Source organism: Streptomyces anatolicus, assembly GCF_019400875.1.
Taxonomy (GTDB): domain Bacteria; phylum Actinomycetota; class Actinomycetes; order Streptomycetales; family Streptomycetaceae; genus Streptomyces; species Streptomyces anatolicus.
Genome location: NZ_WMBF01000681.1, coordinates 1 through 2668 on the forward strand (window position 1 = coordinate 1; position 2668 = coordinate 2668).

Here is a 2668-nt window from a genome sequence, read left to right on the forward strand (position 1 = left end):
TCCCCCGCGACCCCCGCCCACAGCACCCGCTCCCCGAAGCGCCCGCCGCCGCGCAGGGCGAGCGGGAAGGGCGGGGTGCGGTGCGCGGCCCGCGCCAGGCGGGCGGTGAGGTCCGGCACGGTCTCCTGCGGCACCTCGGCCATGAAGGCCAGCGTGAAGTGCCAGCTGTCGCGGGGCGCCCAGCGCAGGGCGTCGGCGCCAGGGAGCGCCCGCAGCCCGGATGCCGCCGCCGCGAGTTCGGCGACGACGGCGTCCGGCGGCAGCACGGCCGCGAAGAGTCTCATGGGGCGACGCTAGCCGCCCCGGCGGGAACCTACGCGGACGCGTCAGGCCACGGTCGCCAGCTCCCGCTCCCGCTCCCGTTCCCGTTCCCGCGGCACGAACCGCACGTGCTGCCGGCCTCGGCGCAGGTCGACCTTCAGCCGCAGGTTCGCCGCGCGGGCCAGCATCAGGCCCACGCCGACCGCGGCGAGCGCGCAGACCAGGCCGCCGACGGCCATGCTGATCCGTACGCCATAGGCGTCCGCGAGCCAGCCGAAGAGCGGCCCGCCCAGCGGCGTACCGCCGGTGAAGACCATCATGAACAGGGACATGACGCGGCCCCGCATCTCGGGGTCGGTGGCCATCTGGACCGAGGAGTTGGCGGTGACGTTCACCGTCAGGCCGAGGATGCCGATGGGCACGATCAGCGCGACGAACATCCACAGCTCGGGCGCGAAGGCCGCCACGATCTGGAGCACGCTGAAGGCGAGCGCCGCCCCGGCGAGCAGCCGCAGCCGCGAGGTGCCGCGGCGGGCCGCGAGGAGCGCACCGGCCAGCGAGCCGAGGGCCATCAGGGTGTTGAAGAGCCCGTACATCCCGACGCCGCCGTGGAAGACGTCGTCGGCGAAGGCGCTCAGCCAGATGGGGAAGTTGAAGCCGAAGGTGCCGACGAAGCCGACGAGGACGATCGGCCAGATCAGCTCGGGGTGCTTGGAGACGTAGTTCAGGCCTTCCCGCAGCTGCCCCTTGCCGCGCGGCTTGCGCGGGGTGGCGTGCAGCTCGTCGGTGCGCATCAGGAGCAGACCGGTGAGCGGCGCGAGGAAGGACAGGCCGTTGGCGAGGAACGCCCAGCCGGGACCGACGGCCGCGGTCAGCACGCTCGCCACGGCGGGGCCGATGAGGCGGGCGGACTGGAAGTTCGCCGAGTTCAGCGAGACCGCGTTGCGGACCTGGTCGGGGCCGACCATCTCGGAGACGAAGGACTGCCGCGTCGGGTTGTCGACGACGGTGACGAGACCGGTGAAGAAGGCCGCGACATAGACGTGCCAGACCTGGACGTGTCCGCTGAGGGTGAGCGCGGCGAGGAAGAGGCCGCTGACGCTCATCGCGCCCTGCGTGCAGAAGAGCAGGTTCCGCTTGGCGAAGCGGTCGGCGATCACGCCGCCGTAGAGGCCGAAAAGCAGCATTGGCAGGAACTGCATGGCCGTGGTGATGCCGACGGCCGCGGAGGAGCCGGTGAGGCTGAGCACCAGCCAGTCCTGGGTGATGCGGGCCATCCAGGTGCCGGTGTTCGAGACGACGGCACCGGTCGCGAAGAGCCGGTAGTTGCGGATGCGCAGCGAGCTGAACATCGAGGACTTGCGGGGGCGGTCGGGCTTGTCGACGGCGGTCGGTGCGGGGGCGGAGTCTGCTCCGGATCCCGTACTCAAAGTGGGTTCGCCTCCTTTGACGTACGAAGGGTCATGTCCTCTGGCGTACGTGGGTCGTTTCCTCTGGCTTGCGTGGGGCGTTTCCTCTGGCTCACGAAGGGCGGGCGGGGTGCGGAAGGCTGTCGGTCACGGGCTTACGGGCCGCGCGGCGGGCTACAGGTGGGCGAGCTTCTCCAGGACGGGGGCGGCGGCGCGCAGGCGCGCCCACTCGTCCTCGTCCAGGTGCTCGACCAGCCCGGCCAGCCAGGCGTTCCGCTTGCGGCGGCTCTCTTCGAGCATGGCCTCGGCGGTCTCGGTGGAGGTGACCACCTTCTGGCGGCGGTCCTCCGGGTGCGGCTCGAGCCGGACCAGGCCCTTGGCTTCGAGCAGCGCGACGATGCGGGTCATCGACGGCGGCTGCACGTGCTCCTTGCGGGCCAGCTCGCCCGGAGTGGCGTGGCCGCAGCGGGCAAGGGTGCCGAGCACCGACATCTCGGTGGGGCTCAGCGACTCGTCGACACGCTGGTGCTTGAGTCGACGGGACAGGCGCATCACGGCGGAGCGCAGGGCGTTCACGGCGACGGCGTCGTCACCATGGGAGAGGTCCGGCATGTTCGTTAGAATAACTCATTACCCTAGCTAAGGACCACCCGGTTCCCCGCCTCTCGACCACCAAACCCATCCGTCACCCGTAAGAGTGAGTGGACGACGGAAAGACGGGTGTCCCCCGCGAGTGGCCGGGACCCTGTCCCGCATGGGATCGACAGTGCTCAGCCTGCGGATAGACGGTGAGCTGCACGACCGGCTCCGGACGCACGCCGCCAAAAGAGGAATGAGCGTCCAGGACTATGTGGTCCGGACGCTCATTCGAGACGACTTCGACGAACGCTTCGCGACGTCCGTCGAGGAGACGGAGAAGCTCTACGGAGCGGCGTGAGCAGGCGCCCCGGAAGGGCGCCCTGAAGGGGCGCGGGGAACTGCGCGACCAGCCCCCACCC

The 2668-nt window shown here is 70.8% G+C and carries 4 protein-coding genes; 1 reads left to right on the plus strand and 3 read right to left on the minus strand.

What is annotated here, in order from left to right:
- The 3 genes from GKQ77_RS31310 to GKQ77_RS31320 all read right to left on the minus strand — a co-directional run.
- The coding region (locus GKQ77_RS31310; protein WP_219692495.1) for a 2'-5' RNA ligase family protein at window positions 1-284 on the minus strand (284 nt) is incomplete at its 3' end.
- A 42-nt stretch (window positions 285-326) separates the two neighbouring features.
- Window positions 327-1691 carry an MFS transporter gene (locus tag GKQ77_RS31315; RefSeq protein WP_219692496.1) on the minus strand — a complete coding sequence of 455 codons (1365 nt, stop codon included), beginning with the start codon at window positions 1689-1691 and terminating at the stop codon, window positions 327-329.
- Between the two features lie 153 nt (window positions 1692-1844).
- Entirely contained in the window at window positions 1845-2282 is a 438-nt protein-coding gene (locus GKQ77_RS31320) for a MarR family winged helix-turn-helix transcriptional regulator (protein ID WP_219692497.1), read from the minus strand.
- 142 nt (window positions 2283-2424) lie between these two features.
- Between GKQ77_RS31320 and GKQ77_RS31325 the strand changes: the two genes are divergently transcribed.
- Window positions 2425-2607 (plus strand): toxin-antitoxin system HicB family antitoxin, encoded by a 183-nt coding sequence (locus tag GKQ77_RS31325; protein WP_219692498.1) that lies wholly within the window; start codon window positions 2425-2427, stop codon window positions 2605-2607.
- The last annotated feature ends 61 nt before the right edge of the window (window positions 2608-2668 follow it).